This is a genomic window from Streptomyces venezuelae, assembly GCF_008642335.1.
In the GTDB taxonomy this organism is placed as follows: domain Bacteria; phylum Actinomycetota; class Actinomycetes; order Streptomycetales; family Streptomycetaceae; genus Streptomyces; species Streptomyces venezuelae_F.
The window spans coordinates 2,777,919-2,798,871 of sequence record NZ_CP029191.1 but is presented as its reverse complement, the minus strand read 5'-3'; the positions used below and the strand labels follow the sequence as shown (position 1 = coordinate 2,798,871).

Annotated in this window: 15 protein-coding genes and 1 pseudogene; 8 read left to right on the top strand and 8 right to left on the bottom strand. The window is 73.1% G+C overall.

Annotated features, from left to right (window positions below; translation table 11 throughout):
* The first annotated feature begins 78 nt into the window (after positions 1–78).
* The 3 genes from DEJ49_RS12450 to DEJ49_RS12440 all read left to right on the top strand — a co-directional run bounded on the left by DEJ49_RS12450 (position 79) and on the right by DEJ49_RS12440 (position 5,853).
* On the top strand, positions 79–3,816 hold the full coding sequence (locus DEJ49_RS12450) for an ABC transporter ATP-binding protein (RefSeq protein ID WP_150184200.1): 3,738 nt from the start codon (positions 79–81) through the stop codon (positions 3,814–3,816).
* Positions 3,817–3,932: 116 nt separating this feature from the next.
* A complete protein-coding gene (locus DEJ49_RS12445; RefSeq protein ID WP_150184199.1) occupies positions 3,933–4,340 on the top strand; it encodes a hypothetical protein in 408 nt (135 codons plus the stop codon).
* A 79-nt stretch (positions 4,341–4,419) separates the two neighbouring features.
* The gene (locus DEJ49_RS12440) at positions 4,420–5,853 is read left to right on the top strand and encodes a S28 family serine protease (RefSeq protein ID WP_150184198.1); all 1,434 of its coding nucleotides are present in this window, start codon (positions 4,420–4,422) and stop codon (positions 5,851–5,853) included.
* A gap of 28 nt (positions 5,854–5,881) precedes the next feature.
* Here the strand turns inward: DEJ49_RS12440 and DEJ49_RS12435 are convergent, their stop codons facing one another.
* The 3 genes from DEJ49_RS12435 to DEJ49_RS12425 form a co-directional block, all read right to left on the bottom strand.
* Complete coding sequence (locus DEJ49_RS12435; protein WP_190329334.1) at positions 5,882–6,502, bottom strand: hypothetical protein; 621 nt, start codon at positions 6,500–6,502, stop codon at positions 5,882–5,884.
* Positions 6,503–6,580: 78 nt separating this feature from the next.
* Positions 6,581–8,386, bottom strand: coding sequence for a glycoside hydrolase family 3 protein (locus DEJ49_RS12430; RefSeq protein ID WP_150188184.1), 1,806 nt, complete (start codon positions 8,384–8,386; stop codon positions 6,581–6,583).
* A gap of 728 nt (positions 8,387–9,114) precedes the next feature.
* Entirely contained in the window at positions 9,115–10,011 is an 897-nt protein-coding gene (locus DEJ49_RS12425; protein ID WP_150184197.1) for a LysR family transcriptional regulator, read from the bottom strand.
* A gap of 99 nt (positions 10,012–10,110) precedes the next feature.
* On the opposite strand from DEJ49_RS12425, the gene DEJ49_RS12420 reads away from it, so the two are divergent.
* A complete protein-coding gene (locus DEJ49_RS12420) occupies positions 10,111–11,121 on the top strand; it encodes an EamA family transporter (RefSeq protein WP_190329333.1) in 1,011 nt (336 codons plus the stop codon).
* Here the strand turns inward: DEJ49_RS12420 and DEJ49_RS36355 are convergent.
* The 3 genes and pseudogenes from DEJ49_RS36355 to DEJ49_RS12405 form a co-directional block, all read right to left on the bottom strand.
* Positions 11,105–11,788: pseudogene (locus DEJ49_RS36355) on the bottom strand (sugar phosphate isomerase/epimerase family protein); the annotation flags it as partial. The gene DEJ49_RS12420 and the pseudogene DEJ49_RS36355 sit on opposite strands and share 17 nt — an antisense overlap.
* Positions 11,789–11,843: 55 nt before the next feature.
* On the bottom strand, positions 11,844–12,812 hold the full coding sequence (locus DEJ49_RS12410) for a bifunctional helix-turn-helix transcriptional regulator/GNAT family N-acetyltransferase (protein WP_150184195.1): 969 nt from the start codon (positions 12,810–12,812) through the stop codon (positions 11,844–11,846).
* Positions 12,813–12,861: 49 nt separating this feature from the next.
* Positions 12,862–13,461: a LysE family translocator gene (locus tag DEJ49_RS12405; protein WP_150184194.1), complete on the bottom strand. Its 600-nt coding sequence runs from the start codon at positions 13,459–13,461 to the stop codon at positions 12,862–12,864.
* A gap of 30 nt (positions 13,462–13,491) precedes the next feature.
* On the opposite strand from DEJ49_RS12405, the gene DEJ49_RS12400 reads away from it, so the two are divergent.
* The gene (locus DEJ49_RS12400; RefSeq protein WP_150184193.1) at positions 13,492–15,015 is read left to right on the top strand and encodes a PLP-dependent aminotransferase family protein; all 1,524 of its coding nucleotides are present in this window, start codon (positions 13,492–13,494) and stop codon (positions 15,013–15,015) included.
* A 934-nt stretch (positions 15,016–15,949) separates the two neighbouring features.
* On the opposite strand, the gene DEJ49_RS12395 is transcribed toward DEJ49_RS12400, so the two are convergent.
* Positions 15,950–16,993: a LacI family DNA-binding transcriptional regulator gene (locus DEJ49_RS12395; protein WP_150184192.1), complete on the bottom strand. Its 1,044-nt coding sequence runs from the start codon at positions 16,991–16,993 to the stop codon at positions 15,950–15,952.
* 202 nt (positions 16,994–17,195) lie between these two features.
* Between DEJ49_RS12395 and DEJ49_RS12390 the strand changes: the two genes are divergently transcribed.
* Genes DEJ49_RS12390 through DEJ49_RS12380 form a run of 3 tightly spaced genes read left to right on the top strand, consistent with a single transcriptional unit; the run spans position 17,196 to position 20,355 of the window.
* Positions 17,196–18,347 (top strand): Gfo/Idh/MocA family protein, encoded by a 1,152-nt coding sequence (locus DEJ49_RS12390; protein ID WP_150184191.1) that lies wholly within the window; start codon positions 17,196–17,198, stop codon positions 18,345–18,347.
* Positions 18,344–19,522: a dihydrodipicolinate synthase family protein gene (locus tag DEJ49_RS12385; protein ID WP_150184190.1), complete on the top strand. Its 1,179-nt coding sequence runs from the start codon at positions 18,344–18,346 to the stop codon at positions 19,520–19,522. Before DEJ49_RS12390 ends, DEJ49_RS12385 begins: the two co-directional genes overlap by 4 nt.
* Entirely contained in the window at positions 19,519–20,355 is an 837-nt protein-coding gene (locus DEJ49_RS12380) for a sugar phosphate isomerase/epimerase family protein (RefSeq protein ID WP_150184189.1), read from the top strand. The genes DEJ49_RS12385 and DEJ49_RS12380 overlap by 4 nt, the downstream gene beginning before the upstream one ends.
* 24 nt (positions 20,356–20,379) lie before the next feature.
* On the opposite strand, the gene DEJ49_RS12375 is transcribed toward DEJ49_RS12380, so the two are convergent.
* The gene (locus DEJ49_RS12375) at positions 20,380–20,916 is read right to left on the bottom strand and encodes a DUF937 domain-containing protein (protein ID WP_150184188.1); all 537 of its coding nucleotides are present in this window, start codon (positions 20,914–20,916) and stop codon (positions 20,380–20,382) included.
* Positions 20,917–20,953: the final 37 nt, after the last annotated feature.

Genomic DNA, 20,953 nt, shown 5'->3' with positions numbered 1-20,953 from the left:
GGTTTGTTGCGGTGGGATGAAAAGTGCTCGTCACGGTGTTGGTGCCTTCCGGCAGGACAGACGACCGGGAGGCACCGAGTGGCAGAGCAACGGGGATGGGCACGACGACTCACCGGGTACGCGTGGCGGTATCCGAAGGATGTCGTGCTCGCGCTCGGCTCCTCGCTCGGCGGCATGGCCGTCATGGCCCTCGTGCCGCTGATCACCAAGGTGATCATCGATGACGTCATAGGCCAGGACGGCCAGGGCGGCGGCCGCTCCATGGGCCCCTGGGCGGGCGCCCTGATCGGCGCCGCCCTCGTCGTCTACGTCCTCACCTACATCCGCCGCTACTACGGCGGCCGCCTCGCCCTCGACGTCCAGCACGACCTGCGGACCGAGATGTACGGGACGATCACGAAGCTCGACGGGCGGCGCCAGGACGAGCTGTCCACCGGACAGGTCGTCGGCCGCGCCACCAGCGACCTGCAGCTCATCCAGGGTCTGCTCTTCATGTTGCCGATGACCATCGGCAACATCCTGCTCTTCGTGATCTCGCTCGTGATCATGGCGTGGCTCTCCCTGCCGCTCACCCTCGTCGCCCTCGCCGTCGCCCCCGCCCTCTGGGTCATCGCCCGCCGCTCCCGCTCCCGGCTGCACCCCGCCACCTGGTACGCGCAGGCCCAGGCCGCCGCCGTCGCCGGAGTGGTCGACGGCGCCGTCAGCGGCGTACGCGTGGTGAAGGGCTTCGGGCAGGAGGAGCAGGAGACCGGGAAGCTCCGCGAGGTCGGCCGCAAGCTGTTCGCGGGACGGCTGCGGACCATCCGCCTCAACTCCCGCTACACCCCGGCCCTCCAGGCCGTCCCCATGCTCGGCCAGGTCGCCATGCTGGCCGTCGGCGGCTGGCTCGCCGTCAAGGGCGACATCACCCTCGGCACCTTCGTCGCCTTCTCCACGTATCTCGCCCAGCTCGTCGGACCCGTGCGCATGCTCGCCATGGTCCTCACCGTCGGGCAGCAGGCCCGCGCCGGCGTGGAGCGCGTCCTCGAACTGATCGACACCGAGCCGAGCATGCGGGACGGCCGCAAGGAGCTGCCCGCCGACGCCCCGGCCACCGTCGAGTTCGACGACGTGAGCTTCGCGTACGAGGACGACCGCCCGGTTCTCGACGGGCTCTCCTTCGAGATCCGCCCCGGCGAGACCCTCGCCGTCGTCGGCTCCTCCGGCAGCGGCAAGTCGACCGTCTCGCTGCTCCTGCCGCGCTTCTACGACGTGACGCACGGCGCCGTCCTCATCGGCGGCCACGACGTGCGCGAGCTGACCCTCGACTCGCTGCGCTCCGCCATCGGGCTCGTCCCCGAGGACTCCTTCCTCTTCTCCGACACCGTCGGCGCCAACATCGCCTACGGCCACCCGGAGGCCACCCGCGAGGAGATCGAGACCGCCGCGCGCGCCGCCCAGGCCCACGGCTTCATCTCCGAACTGCCCGAGGGGTACGACACCAAGGTCGGCGAGCAGGGCCTCACCCTCTCCGGCGGCCAGCGCCAGCGCATCGCCCTCGCCCGCGCCATCCTCACCGACCCCCGCCTCCTCGTCCTCGACGACGCCACATCGGCCGTCGACGCGCGCGTGGAGCACGAGATCCACGAGGCCCTGCGCGGCGTGATGGCGGGGCGGACCACCCTGCTCATCGCCCACCGCCGCTCCACCCTCGGCCTCGCCGACCGCATCGCCGTCCTCGACGAAGGACGCCTCGCCGACCTCGGCACGCACGAGGAGCTGGAAGAGCGCTCCGCCCTCTACCGGCGGCTGCTCACCGACCCCGACGAGCTCGGCGGCGTGTCGCCCGGCCACGCCCCCCCGGCCGACCTGCCCGAGGACACCTCCGTACGCGAAGAGCTCGACGCCGAGTTCGACGCGGAGCGCGGCATCACGCCCGCCCTGTGGACCGGCGACCGGGAGGCCGGCAGCGCCAAGGACCCGGCCCTCGCCGGGATGCCGTCCACGCCCGAGCTGCTGGCCCAGGTCGACGCGCTGCCCCCGGCCACCGACACCCCCGGCATCGACGAGGCGCGGGCCGTCACGCCCGAGGAGTCGTACGGGCTGCGCAGGCTGCTCGCCGGGTTCGGTCTCCCGCTGCTGTTCAGCCTGCTCCTCGTCGCCGTCGACGCGGGCATGGGGCTGCTGCTTCCCGTCCTGATCCGGCACGGCATCGACGAGGGCGTCTCCGATCTCGCGCTCGGCGCCGTATGGACCGCGTCCGGGCTCGCGCTCGCCGCCGTCGTCGTGCAGTGGGCGGCGCAGACGGGCGAGACGCGCATGACCGGACGCACCGGCGAGCGGGTCCTGTACTCGCTCCGGCTCAAGATCTTCTCGCAGCTCCAGCGACTCGGGCTCGACTACTACGAACGTGAGCTGACCGGCCGCATCATGACCCGGATGACGACCGACGTCGACGCGCTCTCCACGTTCCTGCAGACCGGGCTCGTCACCGCGTTCGTCTCCGTCGTCACCTTCTTCGGCATCATGGTCGCCCTGCTCGTCATCGACGTGGAGCTCGCCCTCGTCGTCTTCGCGACGCTGCCGCTGCTGATCGTCGGCACGTACTTCTTCCGCAAGTCGAGCGTGAAGGCGTACGAGCTGGCGCGTGAGCGCGTGTCCGTCGTCAACGCCGACCTCCAGGAGTCGGTCGCCGGGCTGCGCATCGTGCAGGCCTTCCGGCGCGAGCGGGCGGGCGCCGAGCGGTTCGCCGAGAACAGCGACAGCTACCGGCAGGCCCGCATCCGCGGCCAGTGGCTGATCTCCGTGTACTTCCCGTTCGTGCAGCTCCTGTCCTCCGTCGCCGTCGTCGCCGTGCTGGTCGTCGGCGCGGGCCGGGTCGAGGCCGGCACCCTGACGACCGGCGCGCTCGTCGCGTACCTCCTCTACATCGACCTGTTCTTCGCCCCCGTGCAGCAGCTCTCGCAGGTCTTCGACGGCTACCAGCAGGCGTCCGTCTCGCTCGGCCGCATCCAGGAACTCCTTCAGGAGCCGACGTCGACCAAGGCCGCGGACGAGCCCCTGGAGGTGCTCTCGCTGCGCGGCGAGATCGCCTTCGAGGACGTCGACTTCGCGTACGCGGCCACGGGCGAGGGCGACCCCGAGGAGGCCCTCAGCGACGTAAGCCTGCGGATCCCCGCGGGACAGACCGTCGCGTTCGTCGGCGAGACCGGCGCGGGCAAGTCGACGCTCGTGAAGCTCGTCGCCCGCTTCTACGACCCGACGGCGGGCCGCGTCACCGTCGACGGCACGGACCTGCGCTCCCTCGACCTCACCTCGTACCGACACCGCCTCGGAGTCGTCCCGCAGGAGGCGTACCTCTTCGCGGGCACCGTCCGCGACGCCATCGCCTACGGCCGCCCCGACGCCACCGACGCCCAGGTCGAGGCCGCCGCCCGCGCGGTCGGCGCGCACGACATGATCGCCACCCTCGACGGCGGCTACCTCCACGAGGTCAGCGAGCGCGGCCGCAACCTCTCCGCGGGGCAGCGCCAGCTGATCGCGCTGGCCCGCGCCGAACTCGTCGACCCCGACATCCTGCTCCTCGACGAGGCGACGGCAGCTCTCGACCTCGCCACGGAGGCGCAGGTCAACCAGGCCACCGACCGCATCGCGGGCAAGCGCACCACCCTGGTCGTCGCCCACCGCCTCACCACGGCCGCCCGCGCCGACCGCGTCGTCGTGATGGACCACGGCCGCGTCGCCGAGGACGGCACGCACGAGGAGCTCCTCGCGCTGGACGGGCGGTACGCGCGGTTGTGGCGGACGTTCGTGGGGGAGCCGGTCGAGGCGGCCTGAACGGGTGTCGGTCTGACGGATGCCGGAAAAAAGGGGCGGGAATCCCGCAACCGCGCGGGGCGCGGGCTGCGTCCGTACCTCAGAACGTTGAGGCAGGAGTGGCGGGAGGGGCAACCGTGAGCAGTGGGCGCGGCACCGGTCGGATACGACGGCGGCTGACGCTCGGCACCGCCGTGCTCGCAGCCGCCGTACTCCTCGCCCTCGCGGGCCCCGGCACCTCCTCGGCGCAGGCCGTCGACGGCCTCTGCGCGGGCCGCAAGGTGCGCACCCTGCCCTTCAGCACCGGCCGCGTCGACGTCTTCAAATCCCGCGGCTACGTCTGCGCCGTGGCCGTCGCCAAGCGCACCGGCGCCCGCAAGTCGATGTCCGTCAGCATCAAGGCACGCGGCGGCCGCCCCGCCCGCGACAAGGGCCACTACAGCCACCACGCGGGCCCGGTCACGGTCCACGCGGGCCACCGCTGTGTGTGGGTGAAGGGGAAGATCAGCGGCCGCGGGGTCAGTTCGGGCTGGATTCTCTGCTGACGTCCATAACTCCCCCCTGGTGCGGGCCCAGTTGCTCCGTTAGGTTCCGGGGCATTGCTGTGTCGACAGGGGAGGGTGCATGCGCAAGGCGCTCAGATGGGTGCTGTCGCTCGTGGTGCTGATAGGCACCGTGGGCGTGGCCGGGACCGCGACGGCCACGGACCGCGCGACGATCACGAAGCGTGCGGACAGTACCGACAACGCCGATATCAAGGACAGGCTGCTCGCCATACCCGGCATGAGCCTGATCGAAGAAAAGCCGTACCCCGGCTACCGTTTCTTCGTCCTCAACTACACCCAGCCGGTGGACCACCGGCACCCGTCCAAGGGCACCTTCAAGCAGCGCCTGACCGTGCTGCACAAGGACACCGACCGCCCGACGGTCTTCTACACCAGCGGCTACAGCGTCTCCACGAACCCCAGCCGCCGCGAGCCGACGCAGATCGTCGACGGCAACCAGGTCTCCATGGAGTACCGCTACTTCACGCCCTCGCGCCCCCAGCCCGCCGACTGGTCCAAGCTCGACATCTGGCAGGCCGCGAGCGACCAGCACCGCATCCACCAGGCGCTGAAGTCGATCTACGGCAAGAAGTGGCTGGCCACCGGCGGCTCGAAGGGCGGCATGACCGCCACGTACTACGAGCGCTTCTACCCGCGTGACATGGACGGCGTCGTCGCCTACGTCGCCCCCAACGACGTCGTCGACAAGGAGGACTCGGCGTACGACAAGTTCCTCGCCGGCGTCGGCCCGCGCGAGTGCCGCACCCGGATCCAGGACGTGCAGCGCGAGGCGCTGGTGCGCAGGGAGCCGCTGTCCGCGAAACTCGCCGCCTACGCCGGGGCCGAGGGCTACACCTTCAAGACGGTCGGCACGCTCGACAAGGCCTTCGAAGCGGTCGTCATGGACCTCGTGTGGGGCTTCTGGCAGTACCAGCCCGCCGCCACCGCCTGCGGCACGATCCCGGACGCGGCCACCGCGACCGACCAGGAGATCTTCGACTACGTCGACACGGTCGGCGGCTGGTCCTCCTACACCGACCAGGGCCTCGAGCCCTACACGCCGTACTACTACCAGGCCGGCACGGAACTCGGCGCGCCCACCATCGGCCAGCCCTGGCTCGGCGACCTCAGCCGCTACGGCTACCAGCCGCCGCGGAACTTCGTGCCGCGCGACATCCCGATGAAGTTCAAGCCGTACGCGATGCGGGACGTCGACCGCTGGGTGCGGCACAACGCGCACCGGATGATGTACGTGTACGGCGAGTACGACCCGTGGGGTGCCGAACCGTTCCGCCCCGCGCGCGGCGCCAAGCACGACTCGTACGTCTTCACGGCCCCCGGCGCCAACCACGGCGCGAACGTGGCGCAGCTCGTCGCCGCCGACAAGGCGAAGGCGACGCAGCGGATCCAGGCGTGGGCCGGGGTGTCCTCTCCCTCGGGCAAGCCGCTGGCCGCGTACGACAAGAAGCTGGACCGGCGCGACGTGCGCAAGGAGCAGACGCTGCGGCCGTGAGGCGGTGACGTGTCGCCCGCCCTGTGGGTCACTCGCGCACCGCGCACCCCACCGGGCGGGTGCCACCCAGGCTGACGTAGAGCTGTGTGGCCGCCGGGCACTCGGTGCGCTTCCGCACCGCCGACGACACCAGGTACTCCGGGGCCCGCTCGCCGGAGCCGTCGCAGGCCGTCTCCCGCACCTCGCCGCGCCCCGCGCCGTACACACAGTCGCCGACGACCGTCCGCGGGCCGCCGCCGCGACCGGGGTCGCCGGGGTGCGGTGCCTCCAGGTTCCGCATGCAGGCGTACCCCTGAGGCACCTCGCCGTCACCGTCCTCGTCGACGGCGGGCCTGCTCTCGCTGACGTGCAGCACGAAGTCCGTACGGGCGGGACAGGCGGGGCCCTGTCTGACCTCGCCGTCGTAGCGCGCGATGACCCGCGCCGCGGCCCGTTCGCTGCCGCACGGCACCTCCGTGAACGACTCGCGCCCCCGCGAACTGCACTCGTCCACGGCGAGGAAGGCGGTGCCGGTGTCGGAGGGCCGGGAGGGCGCGGGCGACTCTTCCGCCGCGGGCGGCTTCTGACAGGCCGTCACGGTCGCGGTGAGCAGGAGGGCACAGACGGCCCCGCCGACCGTACGCGGCCATCCCGAGTCGCAGGCAGTCATGGCCATCCCCCCGATGCGTGCACCCAGCGTGACCCGGCGCGGCGGGCGCACGCCAGGCGTGCGGGGGCTTTGGGGCTCTCAGTACGTCAGTCCGTGCCCGACCGGATACAGCACCTGAGCGGGATCGTCCGCCCGCCGTACCGGCACGGGGAGTCGCCCCTGCGGGGCGGTCCGGCCCGCGATGACCCGTGCGGCGGCGCGCAGGGAGACGTCCGTCCAGCAGTACGAGGCGAGGGCGGCGTCGACGGGCGGGAGGTGGGCCACGTCGTAGGGGTTGCGGATCGCGAGGGTGATGACGGGGACGCCGGTGGCTTTGAGGGCGGTGACGAGGGCGACCTGGCCGCTCCCGTCGCTCGGGTCCGTCGCTTGGTGGGCACGGGCGTGCGGGTGGGGGGTTCGGTAGTGGGGGGTTCGGTCCAGGGCGGTGTTGGCGGCTTGGGTGTTGTCCCTGGTGGTGGCGTGCGTGGTGACGTTGTACGTCGCCACGAGGACGGCGTCCTGGCCCTGCGCCTCAGCCACCGCCTTCTCGATCGTCGCCTCGTCGGGCGCGGTGCCGGTGGGCAGGGCGACGGCCCGGAAACCGTGGCTGTTGAGGGCGCCCGCGAGGACGGTGGTCGGTGGTCCCGTGGTGCCGGACGGCGAACGGGGGTCCGCGCCGACGACCAGGACGCGCGGGTGGGCGGCGGGGGAGAGGGGGAGGAGCGCGTCGGTGTTGACCAGGAGGGTCGTCGTGGCGTCGGCGATGTGGTCGGCGGCGACGAGATGGGCGGGGGTGCCGACGGTGGCGTCCACGGAGGGGGTGGGGGCGGGGGGTGTCGACGGGGTGCCGTTCTCCTGCAACACCTGGTCCAGGAGGCCGACCCGCGCCTTCATGCGGAGCACGCGGAGGACGGACTCCTCGATGCGCTCCTCCGTCAGTTCGCCGTTCCGGACGGCGTCGATGACCGCGTTCCAGGCGGCGTCGGGGCGGGGCGGGTTGAGGAGCTGGTCGGCGCCGGCCTTGAGCGCGAGTACGGCCACGCGGTCGTCGCCGTACTTCGTACGGACGCCGCGCATGGCGAGGGAGTCGGTGGCGATGACGCCGTCGTAGCCGAGCTCCTCGCGGAGGATGCCGGTGAGGATCGGGCGGGAGAGGGTCGCCGGGTCGCCGGAGGGGTCGAGGGCGGGCACGACGATGTGGGCGGTCATGACGGAGTCGACGCCGGCGGCGATCGCGGCGCGGAAGGGGGGCGCGTCGTAGCGGTCCCACTCCTCGCGGGTGTGGTGGATGTGGGGCAGCTCGGTGTGGCTGTCGTCGGTGGTGTCGCCGTGGCCGGGGAAGTGCTTGGCGGCGGTGGCGATGCCCGCGCTCTGATACCCCTCGATCTGGGCGGCCACGAATCCGGCGACGGCGTCGGGGTCGGCGCCGAAGGAGCGTACGCCGATGACGGGGTTGGCGGGGTCGACGTTCACGTCGGCGTCCGGGGCGTGGTTCTGGCGGATGCCGAGGGCGCGGAGTTCGGCGCCGGCGATCCGGGCGGCCTCACGGGCGTGCTCGTGCGAGCCGGAGGCGCCGAGGGCCATGGCGCCGGGGAGGAGGGTCGCGGGGGCGCCGATGCGGGCGACGGCGCCGTGTTCCTGGTCGACGGAGATCAGGACGGGGATGGCGGGGGAGGCCTTCTGGATGCCCTCGGAGAGTTCGGCGATCTGGTGGGGGGAGCGGGTGTTGTGGGCCCAGCCGAAGTAGATGATGCCGCCGAGTTTGTACCGGGCGATGAGTTCGGCGGCGTCGCGTACGCCGAGCTCGCGGAGGTTGGTGTCGACGTCCGCCTGGTCGGGGTCGGTGGCGGTGTGCCCGTACACGTGCATCACGAAGAGCTGGCCGACCTTGTCCTCCAGGGACATGGTGCGGATGAGGGCGCGGAGCGGGTGGTCGGGGTCGACGGATGCGGACACGGGTGCTCCTGCGGCTGGCTGGGGCTGGGGCTGGGCTGGGCTGGGCTGAAGGTTACCTGTGGGGGGCCGTCACCGGCGCTGTTGGAGGGGGGCGCACCGGTGACGGCGAGCTGTCGGCCGCAGGCGGCGGAGAGGGTGGTCAGCGTTCGCAGCCAGCAGCGATGCCGACACCGCCGTGCGGAGACTCACCGACAGCGTGCGGCTTGGACGGGCGGGGGCGGCGGGGGGTTCCCTTCGGGGTGCGCCTATTGCTGGTCTGTGGGTGCGCCTGTGCTCGGTCTGTGGGTGCGGGGCCGCGGGGGTATGTGCGTACTCGCCATCCCTGCGCCGCGTCGGACTCTTCTGGCTGTCAGGGTGCGCTCGGTGCTCCGTGCGCACATACCCCCACGTCCCCTCCCGTCTCGCGCGCGCCTGCGGCCCGGTGGTCGTGTCCGGTGGCGACAGGCACGCGACCACCCCCGTCCGGTGGGGCTACGGGGACTTTCCCCCACCCGCCCACCCATTGGGTACGGCGCCCCCGCCCACCCCGGCGGGTACAGCGCCACTCGTCCCACCCGCCCGCCCCTACTCCCACTGAACGTTGCGGGGTAAACGGGCGGGTGGGTGGGTGCGATCCGCCGCGAAGCGGCGGGGTTGGTGCTCCTACCCGCACGGGGGTGGCGCAGGGCACCCCCACCCTACGGAGCCCAGTGCAACTGCAACGTGCGGACCGTTTCGGCGATCGCGGGCCGCCGCGACGCCCCCGTGCGCCAGAGGGCGTACAGGCGGCGGACGGGCACGGGCGCGAGGGGGACCGTGACCGCCCCGGACGGGATCGGCCCGCGCCCGAGGCGCGGGATGAGCGCGACCCCGAGACCCGCCGCGACGAGCGCGACCAACGTCGGGTTCTCCTCCGCCTGATGGGCGATGTCCGGCTCGCACCCCGCCTCCCGAAGCGTCCGCACGAGCCACTCGTGGCAGACGAGCCCGGGAGGCTGGGTGATCCACCGCTCGGACTTGAGCTCCTCGCGGCGCACGGCGGTCCGCCCCGCGAGCCGGTGGTCGTGCGGGACGACCAGATCGCAGAAGTCGTCGCCGATGACGGCCTGTTCGACCCCCGGCGGCGTCGGGATCGGCGCGATGTCCCAGTCGTGGACGACGGCCATGTCGACCGCCCCCTTGGCCACGAGGTCGATGGACAGGTGCGGGTCGATCTCCGTCATGCGGGGGTCGAGGGCGGGGTGGCGTCGGGCCAGGTCCGCCAGGACCGACGGCATCAGGCCTCGCGCCGCCGACGCGAACGCCGCGATCGTGAGCCGCCCCGCCGGCACCCCGCGCCGCTCCTCTAGCTCCGTCTCGGCGCGCTCGACGATGGCCAGCAACTGCTGGGCCGTGTCGGCGAGATGGAGCGCCTCCTCGGTGAGGGCGACCCCGCGGCCCCGCCGTTCGAGCAGTGTCGTCCGCGTCTCGCGCTCCAGCTTGGCGATCTGCTGGGAGACGGCGGAGGGGGTGTAACCGAGCGCGGTGGCGGCCGCGCCGACCGTGCCGTGGACGGAGACGGCGTGCAGCGCGCGGAGCCGTGCGAGATCGAGCATGAGGGGACCCCCGAGGGTGCGAATATGAAGCGTTGCTTCATTCCACCATGCATGGATCCGCGCTGGTGCTACACGTTCGCCGCGGGTGATCCTCGACGCATGCGACCCGCACACATCTGCCTGGCCGTCCTCGTCGCCGCCGTATGGGGCGTCAACTTCGTCGTCATCGAAGTGGGGCTCGACCACTTCCCGCCGCTGCTCTTCTCCGCCCTCCGCTTCCTCGTCGCCGCCCTGCCCGCCGTCTTCTTCGTGGGGCGGCCGAAGGTCGCGTGGAAGTGGATCGTCGGGGTGGGGCTCGTGCTCGGCGTGGCCAAGTTCGGGCTGCTTTTCATCGGGATGGACGCCGGTATGCCGGCGGGGCTCTCGTCGCTGGTGCTGCAGGTCCAGGCCGTCTTCACCGGGTTCTTCGCCTTTCTGGCGCTGGGGGAGCGGCCCGGCCGCGTACGGGTGACGGGCATGGTGGTCGCCCTCGGCGGGATCGCCGTGGCCGCCGTCGACGAGGGGGAGACGGGACCGCTGACCGCGTTCGCGCTGCTGATGGGCGCCGCGGCCTGCTGGGGCGTCTCCAACGTCCTCACCCGCAAGGCGTCCCCGCCGGACTCCCTGAACTTCATGGTGTGGGTGAGCACGGTCCCGGTGCTGCCGCTGCTCGCGCTCTCCCTGCTCTTCGAGGGGCCTTCCCGGGACCTCGACGCCCTGCGCTCCCTCGACTGGCAGGGCGCGGGCATCATCGTCTACGTCGCCTGGGTCACCACGGTCTTCGGCTTCGGCGCCTGGGGGTACCTGCTGCGCCGCCATCCCGCGTCGACGGTCGCCCCGTTCTCGCTGCTCGTCCCCGTCTTCGGGATGTCGTCGGCCGCCCTGGTCCTCGACGAGTCGGTGAGCGGCCTGCGGTGGTGCGCGGCGGCGCTGCTGGTGGGAGGGGTCGCGCTGGCCTCCTTCGGGAAGGCCTCCCGGGCTTCCGCCTCGGGTCCGCTCAGGCCGAGCGGCTCACCAGTCGCGAGAGCAGTTCCCGTCCCGGGCCCAGCAGCTCAGGCAACGGCGCCGCATCCTCGTACCACCGCTTCTCGTACTCCCAGCACAGCCATCCCTCCCAGCTCTCCGCGCTGAGCCGCGCCACGCACTCCTCCAGCGGCAGGACTCCGGAGCCGAGGGCCAGGGGTGTCGTGTCGTCCGCCGAGGCGATGTCCTTCACCTGTACGTAGCCGAGGTACGGGGAGAGCGCGGCGAAGGTCTCCGTGACGGACTCGCCGCCGAGCCAGGTGTGCATGAGGTCCCAGAGGGCGCCGACCTGACGGTGCCCGACGGTGCCGAGGACGCGGGTGGCGTCGGCGCCGGTGCGGTGCGAGTCGTGGGTCTCCAGGAGGATGCGTACGCCGGCGTCGGCGGCGTACCGGACGGCGGTGCCGAGCCGTCGCGCGGCCGTCGCGTCGGCCTCGGCCGCGCCCTGCTCGGTGCCGCCGCCGGGGAAGACGCGGACGAAGGGGGCGCCCAGGTCGCGGGCGAGCGAGACGAGGGAACGTATCTCGTCGAGCACGGGCTCGTCCTCGCCGGGCGCCGCCACGCGCGCGTACCCGGCGATGCCGAGGATCTCGACGCCTGCCGCCTTGAACTCGGCCGCGACGTCCGCCCGTTCGACGAGGCCGATGCCGGGGTGGACCGGCTCCTCGGGATGGGCGCGGAGCTCGACGCCGTGGTAGCCGTGGGCCGTGGCGAGGCGCAGCACGTCGGGGACGGGCAGGCCGGGCACGCCGAGCGTGGAGAAGGCGAATTTCATGGTCCCGACAGTAGGCGGCGTGCGACCGGGGTCAACCCCGCCGCGTCGGTGGGGCTCATGAGGGCCGCTCGTGCAGCGGAAGCGTCCAGTCCTGCCCGACGAGGTCGACGCCGAAGGAGCGGTGCGGCTTCTCCGCGACGAGGACGAATCCGTGGCGCTGGTAGATGCGGCGGGCCGACTCCAGTACGTCGTTGGTCCACAGCGTCAGCTGGCTGTAGCCCACTCCCCGCGCGAACTCCACGCAGGCGGACACCAGTTGGTCGCCGATGCCGAGGCCCCGCGCGTCGGGTTCGACCAGCAGGAGGCGCAGCCGTGCCGTGCCGGGCGCGTCGTCCCGTACGCACATCACGCACCCCGCGGGACGCCCGTCGACCTCGGCGATCCACACCCGCTCCAGGTGCGGGTCGTGGTCCTGGGCGAAGTCGGCGACGATCCGGGCGACCAGGCCTTCGTAGTCCGTGTTCCAGCCGAACTCCGCGGCGTACAGCGCGGCGTTGCGCTGCACGTTCCACCCGAGGTCGCCGGGGCCAGGATCCCGCAGCGTCACGTCCGCGCGGCGGACCCGGCGGCGGCCGTTGTGCCTTCCTCGCCCGCGGCCGTCCTCCAGGATCTCCCGCACCGTGCGCATCGCCGCCGCGAGCCGGGACCGGTCGGCGGGCGGCACGTCGGCCAGCAGGGAGCCGACCGCTTCCCGCGACCGCTCGTCGAGCAGTTCGGCGGCGTCGCGCCCGCGCGCGGTGAGCGTGATGCGCTGCCGTCGCGAGTCGTCGGCCGAGGGGGCGCGCTCGACGAGCCCGTCCCGCTCGAACTTCGCGAGGAGGCGGCTCAAATAGCCGGCGTCCAGGGAGAGTTCCGCGCGGAGGTCGGCCGCGTCGGTACGGGGCGAGCGGGCCAGCTCGTACAGGACGCGCGACTCGGTGAGGGTGTACGGGACGTACAAATGGCGGCTGTAGTCGAGCGCGCCGATGAGGTTCGTGTAGAAGCGGTTGAAGGCGCGCATCTCGTGGATGGGTGTCGTCGCCATGGCGCATCACTCCGGGTTACCTTTGACTGAGTCAAAGGTACGCCCGCTCTCAGAGGAAAGCCAGCCTCGCTCCAAGTGCCGCGAACGCCGCCGCGAAGGTGCGGCGCATCCAGGCCACCACGCGCGGGCGCGAGATGACGTGGTGGCGCATGGCCGCGGCGAACCGGCCGTACGCCACGAAGACCACGAACGTGATGAGCATGAAGTAGGCGCTCAGTTCCGTCATGCGCAGGAAGGCGTAGGGCTCGTCGGCACTCACGAACTGCGGCAGGAACGCGAAGAAGAACAGCGTCAGCTTCGGATTGAGAATGTTGATCAGTACGCCCGTCAGGATCGTGCGGCCCGCCGAACGCGGCTCGCTCTCCCGCTCCGCGGTCAGCTCGCTCTTGTCCCGCCAGGTGCTCCACGCCATGTACAGCAGGTAGGCCACGCCCAGGTACTTGAGCGTCTGGAAGGCGACGGCGCTCGCGTTCAGAAGCACCGCGAGGCCCGTGATCGCGGCCACCATGTGCGGGACGACGCCCAGCGTGCAGCCGACGGCGGCGGTCACCGCGGCGCGGGTGCCGCGCGAGAGGCCGGCCGCGATCGTGAACAGGACGCCGGTGCCCGGGGTCACGCAGACGACGAGGGAGGTGAGGAGGAATTCCATGCCCCCGACCCTGGCGCCCACAATGGCTCCATGAACAGGTCCATTGGATCACCTACACAAAGGTCCATAACGTCCGCCTCGGCTGCGCGGGGAGGCGGAGTCTCCGACTTCCTCCAGCTCGACAGCGGCGACGCCCCCAAGGGCGGCCTCGCCGACTGGCTCGCGCGGGAGATCAGGGACGCCATCGCCGACGGCCGCCTCCCGGCCGGCGGCAGACTCCCCGCCACCCGCACCCTCGCCGCCGACCTGCGCGTCTCCCGCGGTGTCGTCACCGAGGCGTACCGGCGGCTCACCGAGGACGGGCACGTCGCGGGGCGTGGGAGGGGCGGGACGGTGGTCGTGGCGGTGCCGCATGTACCGACGCCGTCACCGGAGCCGCCGGATCAGCCGCCCGTGGCGGCTGGTGCGGGTCTCTTCACGGCCCCGGCCGACGACCTCGGCGTCTTCGACGCCCTCCGCGCCGCGCCCGCCCGCATCGACCTGTCGCCGGGCCTGCCCGACCTCGCCGCCTTCCCGCGCGCGGCCTGGCTGCGCGCCGAACGCTCCGTGCTCGCCGGGCTCACCCCGTCGGACTTCGGGTACGGAGATCCGCGCGGCACCCCGGCCCTGCGCACGGCCGTCGCGCACTGGCTCTCCCGGAACCGCGGGATCCGCGCCGACCCGGACGACGTGATGATCGTGAACGGTACGGCCCAGGCGCTGCGGCTCCTCGTCGACGTACTGCACGCCGACGGGGTCCGCGAGGTGGCGGTGGAGGAGCCCGGCTCGCTCGGCGTGCGCCAGCATCTGCGGCCGCTCCGCACACCGCCCGTACCGGTCGACGCCCACGGCGTCCGTGTCGACGCCCTGCGCGCCACCGGGGCACGCGCCGTGCTGCTCACCCCGGCCCACCAGTTCCCCACCGGCGTCGTCCTCGGCGGCGAACGGCGCCGCGAGCTCATGGAGTGGGCCCGCGACGGCGGCCTCGTCATCGAGGACGACTACGACGCCGAACACCGCTACGACCGGCCCGCGGTCCCCGCCCTGCGCGCCCTGCTCCCCGAACACGTCTGCTACGCGGGCAGCGTCTCCAAGCTCCTCGCGCCCGCCCTGCGCCTCGGCTGGCTGCTCGCCCCGCCCGCGTACCGGGACGCGCTCCTCGACGCCAAGCGCCTCACCGACCTCGGCACGGCGGGCCTGCCCCAGCTGGTCCTGGCCCACCTCATGGAATCCGGCGACCTGGAACGCCACTTGCGCCTGATCCGCAGGCACCACCGCAGGCGCAGGGACGCCATGATCGCGGCGATCCGGACGCAGCTGCCGGGGGCGGTCGTGCACGGCGCGGCGGCGGGCCTGCACCTGACGATCACCTTCCGGGAGACCTCCCGGAAGGGCGCGTACGAAGGCTCCGACACCGCCCTCGCCGCCGCCGCGCTCGCCGACGGCGTCAAGGTGCACCCCCTCTCCTGGCACACCCAACTCCCGCACCCGCCCGGCCTCGTACTCGGTTACGCCGCCAGCGGCACCGCGGAGATCGCCGAGGGGGTCGGGGTGCTGGGGCGGCTGGTGAGGTGAAGTGAGGGGACGCCACGATTGAGGGGATGCCTGCTGCCGGGGGCCGCCAGCTCCCGAGGGTCGCCTGCCACCGAGGGTCGCCTGCCACCGAGGGTCGCCCGCTCCCGGGGGCCGCCGCTCCCGAGGGGCGCCTGCTGCCGGGGGTCGCCCGCTCCCGAGGGTCGCCTGCTGCTGGGGGTCGCCCGCTCCCGAGGGTCGCCTGCCACCGAGGGTCGCCTGCTTCCGAGGGTCGCCTGCTGCTGGGGCCGCCGCTTCCGAGGGGCGCCTGCTGCTGGGGCCGCCCGCTGCCGGGGGCCGCCCGCCGCCGAGGGCCGCCTGCCACCGGGGGCCGCCCGCTGCCGGGGCCGCCGCTTCCGAGGGTCGCCTGCTGTCGAGGGTCGCCTGCCACCAAGGGTCGCCCGCTCCTGGGGGCCGCCGCTCCCGAGGGTGGCCTGCTGCCGGGGGTCGCCCGCCGCCGAGGGCCGCCTGCCACCGGGGGCCGCCCGCTGCCGGGGCCGCCGCTTCCGAGGGTCGCCTGCTGTCGAGGGTCGCCTGCCACCAAGGGTCGCCCGCTCCTGGGGGCCGCCGCTCCCGAGGGTGGCCTGCTGCCGGGGGTCGCCCGCCGCCGAGGGCCGCCTGCCACCGGGGGCCGCCCGCTGCCGGGGCCGCCGCTTCCGAGGGTCGCCTGCTGCCGAGGGTCGCCTGCCACCAAGGGTCGCCCGCTCCTGGGGGCCGCCGCTCCCGAGGGTGGCCTGCTGCCGGGGGTCGCCCGCCGCCGAGGGCCGCCTGCCACCGGGGGCCGCCCGCTGCCGGGGCCGCCGCTTCCGAGGGTGGCCTGCTGCCGGGGGTCGCCCGCCGCCGAGGGCCGCCTGCCACCGAGGGTCGCCCGCTCCTGGGGGCCGCCCCTCCCGAGGGTGGCCCGCTGCCGGGGGCCGCCCGCCCCCGAGGGTCGCCGCTACCGAGGGGCCGCCGTTGACCTTCGTACCATCAGCTCCCCGTGCACCGTCGCCACGCCCCCCGGTGGGGGCTTCTCCTTGCTCATCGCGATGCGGCCCGCGCGGGCGCCCGCCTCCTGGAGGGGGAGACGCACCGTCGTCAGCGCGGGCACCGCGTCGATGCTGAACGGCAGGTCGTCGAAGCCCGCCACCGACACGTCGTCCGGGATGCGCAGGCCCTTGTCGCGCAGGGCCGCGCACGCGCCGAGCGCCACCGTGTCGTTGGCGGCGACGACGGCCGTCAGGTCGGGGGCGCGGCGCAGGAGTTCGTCCGTGGCGTCGTAGCCGGAGCGGCGGTCGTAGGGGCCGTGGACCGTCAGCGCCGGGTCGTCAGGGACGCCGCGGGCGGCGAGCGCGGCGCGGTGCCCCTCCAGGCGGTGGCGGGTGGTCGTGCGCTCCTCGGGGCCCGCGATGTAGCCGATGCGACGGTGGCCGAGGCCCACGAGATGGTCCGTCAGCCGCTGCCCGCCGCCGCGGTTGTCGAAGGTGAGCGCCACCGCGCCGGTGTCGGGCGACGGCGGTCTGCCGCACAGCACCACGCGCGTGCCCGCCTCCGTGAGGCGACGCAGCTTCCCGGCGATCGCGTCGGCGTGCTCGGCGTCCTCGATGGCGCCGCCGGTGAGGATCACCGCGGCGGCGCGCTGGCGCTGGAGGAGCGTGAGGTACGTGAGTTCGCGCTCCGGGGAGCCGCCCGTGTTGCAGACGACGGCCATCCGCTCGCCGCCCGCACGCCCGCCCGGGCCGCCGATCTCGGACTGCACGGCGCCCGCCATGATCCCGAAGAAGGGGTCGGCGATGTCGTTGACGAGGATGCCGACCAGGTCGGAGGTGGCGGCGGCGAGTGCGCTCGCGGGGCCGTTGAGGACGTAGTCGAGCTCGTCGACGGCGCGCAGGACGCGTTCGCGCGTGGCGGCCGCCACCGGGTAATTGCCGTTCAGCACGCGGGAGACGGTGGCGGGGGAGACCTGCGCGCGGGCCGCCACGTCCGCGAGGGTCACGCTCATGTCGTCGTCCTCGCGCGGGCCGCCACGTCCGCAAGGGTCACGGTCATCTCATCGTCCTCCGGTCACCCGTTTGTCCCGCCCGGTCACCGCTCTCGACCGAGGCCCTTGTCCGAACCTTGTGCGGCAGGCTAGCTTGCCTCCAGATAGAAAGCGCTTGCTACGCGACGGGAAGCGCTTGCTACGTATCTACGGAGGGACCTTCGTGACACGCAAGACGGTGCGCATCGCCATGAACGGCGTCACCGGACGCATGGGGCACCACCAGCACCTGGTCCGCTCGATCCTCGCCCTCCGGGAGCATGGAGGCCTCGATCTGGGCGACGGCACCGTGCTGTGGCCCGAGCCCGTCCTCGTCGGCCGCAGGGAGCACGCACTGCGCGCCCTCGCCGAGCGGTACGGCCTGGAGCGGTACTCCACCGACCTCGACGCCGTCCTCGCCGACCCGGCCGTCGACATCTACTTCGACGCGCAGGTCACCTCCGCGCGCGAGGACGCCCTCAAGCGGGCCGTCGCCGCGGGCAAGCACATCTACACCGAGAAGCCGACCGCCACCGGACTCGACGCGGCGCTCGACCTCGCCCGGCGCGCGGAGGCGGCGGGCATCAAGCACGGCGTCGTACAGGACAAGCTCTTTCTGCCGGGCCTGCGCAAACTGAAGCGGCTGATCGACGGCGGCTTCTTCGGCCGCATCCTGTCCGTGCGCGGCGAGTTCGGCTACTGGGTCTTCGAGGGCGACTGGCAGCCCGCCCAGCGCCCCTCCTGGAACTACCGCAGCGAGGACGGCGGCGGCATCGTCGTCGACATGTTCCCGCACTGGGAGTACGTCCTGCACGAGCTGTTCGGCCGCGTCCGCAGCGTCCAGGCGCTCACCGCCACGCACATCCCGCAGCGCTGGGACGAGCGCGACAAGCCCTACGACGCGACCGCCGACGACGCCGCGTACGGCATCTTCGAGCTGGACGGCGGCGCCGTCGCGCAGATCAACTCCTCGTGGACGGTGCGCGTCAACCGCGACGAGCTCGTGGAGTTCCAGGTCGACGGGGTCGAGGGATCCGCCGTCGCGGGCCTGCGCAACTGCCGCGTGCAGCACCGCAGTACGACACCTAAGCCGGTGTGGAACCCGGACCTGCCCGCCACCCACTCCTTCCGCGACCAGTGGCAGGAAGTGCCCGACAACGGCGACTTCGACAACGGCTTCAAGGCACAGTGGGAGCTCTTCCTCAAGCACGTCTACGCCGACGGCCCCTACCACTGGGACCTCCTCGCGGGCGCACGCGGCGTGCAGCTCGCCGAACTGGGGCTCAAGTCGTCCGCCGAGGGCCGCCGCATCGACGTACCGGAGATCGCGCTGTGACCACCCTCCTGCTCCCCGCCGCGGGCGGCGGCACGCGCGCGTACACCCCGCGCGCCGAACCGCCGCCCCACGCCGAACCGCCGCCCACGACCGAGGACGGCCCCCCGCTCACCTCCCGGACCGTCTTCTCCGCCGCGCACGTCGTCGCCGACCCGTTCGCCGACGTGTCCCCGGACGGCCCCGCCGCCGTCGACTGGGACGCCACCCTCGCCTTCCGCCGCCACCTCTGGTCGCACGGCCTCGGCGTCGCCGAGGCCATGGACACCGCCCAGCGCGGCATGGGCCTGGACTGGGCAGGGGCCGCCGAGCTGATCCGGCGCTCAGCCGCCGAGGCGAAGGCCGCGGGGGGACGCATCGCCTGCGGCGTCGGCACCGACCAGCTCACGGGCCCGGCCACCCTCCCCGAGGTCAGGGCCGCCTACGAGGAACAGCTCGCCCTCGTCGACGCGGCCGGTGCCCAGCCGATCCTCATGGCGTCCCGCGCCCTCGCCGCCGCGGCCACGTCACCCGACGACTACGTGGAGACGTACGGCCACCTCCTGCGCCAGGCCTCCGAGCCGGTCATCCTGCACTGGCTCGGCCCCATGTTCGACCCCGCCCTGGAGGGCTACTGGGGCGCCGCCGACCTGGACGCGGCCACCGAGACCTTCCTTGAGGTGATCAGAGCCCACCCCGACAAGGTCGACGGCATCAAGGTCTCCCTCCTGGACGCCGACCGCGAGATCGGCCTGCGCCGCCGCCTCCCCGACGGCGTGCGCTGCTACACCGGCGACGACTTCCACTACCCCGAACTGATCGCCGGGGACGACCACGGCTTCAGCCACGCCCTGCTCGGCGTCTTCGACCCGCTGGGCCCCCTCGCCGCGGCCGCCGTACGGGCCCTGGACACCGGGGACGCGAAGCGGTTCCGCGCCCTCCTCGACCCCACCGTCGAGCTCTCCCGGCACCTCTTCGAGACCCCCACCCGCTACTACAAGACCGGCGTCGTCCTGCTCGCCTGGCTGGCCGGACACCAGACGCACTTCACGATGGTCGGCGGCCTGCAGTCGGCCCGCTCCCTGCCCCACCTGGCCCGCGCCTACGAACTCGCCGACGCGCTCGGCCTGTTCCCCGACCCGGACCTCGCGGCCGACCGCATGCGATCCCTGCTCACCGTCCACGGAGTGCCCCAATGAGCGAGCCGGTGCAGCCGTCGCGGCTGAGCATCAACCAGGAGACCGTCAAGCAGTGGTCGCTGCCCGAACTCGCCGAAGGCTGCGCCAAGGAGGGCATCGGCGCCGTCGGCCTGTGGCGGGCGCCCGTCCAGGAGTACGGCGTCGAGCGCGCCGCCCGCCTCATGCGGGACACCGGGCTGACGGTGACGAGCCTGTGCAGGGGCGGCTTCCTCACGGACATCGAGGAGGCGCCACGCGCGCGTGCCCTCGACGACAACCGCGCGGCGGTCGACGAGGCGGCGGCGCTCGGCACGGACACCCTGGTCCTGGTCTCGGGCGGCCTCCCGGCCGGCAGCAAGGACCTGGCGGGCGCGCGCGAGCGCATCGCGGACGCGCTCGCCGTCCTCGGGCCCTACGCCGAGGAGCGGGGCGTGCGCCTCGCCATCGAGCCGCTGCACCCCATGTTCGCCTCGGACCGCTGTGTGGTCTCCACCCTCGGCCAGGCGCTCGACCTCGCGGAACGCTTCCCCGCGCACCAGGTTGGCGTGGTCGTGGACACGTACCACGTGTGGTGGGACGACCTGGCGCCCGCGCAGATCGCCAGGGCGGGCAGGGGCGGCCGTCTGCACGCCTTCCAGCTCGCCGACTGGATCACTCCGCTGCCCGCGGGCGTGCTCCTGGGGCGCGGGCAACTGGGGGACGGCTGCGTCGACTTCAGGGCCTTCCGCGCGGCCGTGGACGCGGCCGGGTACCGCGGACCCATCGAGGTGGAGATCTTCAACGAGGAGCTGTGGGCGCGGGACGGCGGCGAAGTGGTGAGGGAGACGGCCGAACGGTTCCGCGCACACGCGTGAGGCGGGACCTCCGAGCCGTACGTCCTACTTCTTGCCGCCCAGGATCTGGCCCAGCAGATCGCCGAGACCGCCGCCGGAGGAGGGCGCGGAGCCGCTCGGCGCGCCGGGCCCCTTGGCCCGGGCCGCCCTCTTGGAGACCACGGCGAGCACCACGGGGATCAGCATCTCGATCACGCGCGTGACCTTCGCCGCCGGGATGCCGGTCTTCTTGGAGACCGCGTTCGCCACCGGCTTGCTCATCTTCGCGAGCATGCCGGCCATCATCCCGCCGCCGACGAGACCACCGAGGCCGCCGCCGAGAGTGGCGACCCCCTGCGGGGTCGGATCGGCGGGCCCGACCTCCGTGAAGGCCTGCCGCACCTCGTCGGCCTCGACGGGGTCGGCGGCGCGGCCCTTGATGTCCGCGGAGAGCGCGGACGCGGTCGTGCCGACGACGTCCTGCGCGCCGGACGCGTCCGTGCCGAGCAGGCCCGCGATCTCCTGGAGCCGGTCGTCGCCGAGCTCGTCGAGGACGTCCTGCTCGAAGGACCGGGACTCAGAGGTCTGGGAATCATCGCTCATGCGACAAACGCTACGTCCGACCCGCTTTGCCAGCATC